General features: G+C 22.7%; 1 protein-coding gene. It reads right to left on the bottom strand.

Annotation, left to right across the window (positions count from 1 at the left end; genetic code table 11):
- Positions 1–785: 785 nt before the first annotated feature.
- Positions 786–1102: hypothetical protein (locus Q0881_RS17705; protein WP_299163288.1), on the bottom strand; the 317-nt coding region annotated here is incomplete at its 5' end.

Genomic DNA, 1102 nt, shown 5'->3' with positions numbered 1-1102 from the left:
TACTCGGCGTCTCCACAAATAACCTCGTAAGTCATTGATTTTGCGGGGTTTTTTATTTTAGTGGTGCTCCATAGTATAATTTTTTGATAAAAAACGTCTCAGAACTTCATTTTCCTTTAGAAAACTTTTCTTCAAATATAGATAAAATTTAAATTTTACTAAGAAGGAGACATTGAGAAGTATGAAATACAAATTATGGTCTGATGATTTGATTTAAATACTTAAATATATTTGTCAGACTATTATTTGTAAAAGTATTCTAAAACTAATTCTAATAATTATTTTGAGCGGTATAGAAGCACATTCGTAATAGCTTTATCAAGCTTAATTAAATTGTATGTTTAATCAATATAATTTGAAAACCGTAGTTTTAATCTTAGGAAAAAAGATAGAATAGAATTTTACTAGAATTAAGTATAATGATTTTGTTGTTAATTATATTTATTCAGTAAGGAAAGTTGTTTAACAAATTATAGCCTGAGGTTCGTTTAAATACTTAAATAATTTTATTAAGCCATAATTTGTAAAAGTATGATAACAATTAATTCATTTATTTTCTTTTTAAAAAGTAGAAATGACATTAAAACGACAATATATAATCTATTAGTATCAATACCTGTTAAACTATGTTTTAGTAATAAAAAATATAGAACAAATTATGGTCTGAGGTTTAGGTTTAAATACTTAAAAATATTTATCAAACCATAATTTGTAAAAAATAGATTAAACATTTTATAAAAGTTTAAAATTTAGGATTAAGCTAATTTTCTTCTTTCCAAATAACATTATAAAACCAATTCATTAATTTCATTCAGCGGAATTTTTCTATAAACTGTAAAATTCATACACTGATTAGTTTTTTCTTTTTTCTTAAAATTATTAATCTTGGTATAATCATAACTTTCAAGGCTCAGCATTTTATCTAAAATCCCTTTTTCAAGTAATTTAGAATGTAATAATTTTAAACTTTTTGCAAGAAATACTTCTTTAGTTTTATTATCTATTATTGCATAAGCAAAATTAGAACGCTTGTTTTCTGTTTGACTTTTGAACTCTATTAACTTATCCCTGTATACATCAATAAATTCAGATAATAATAGTT

Origin of the sequence: uncultured Tenacibaculum sp., from assembly GCF_947494125.1 — a bacterium.
GTDB lineage: Bacteria > Bacteroidota > Bacteroidia > Flavobacteriales > Flavobacteriaceae > Polaribacter.
Note: the sequence above shows the minus strand (reverse complement) of the source record. Positions and strands in the feature narration are given on the sequence as shown.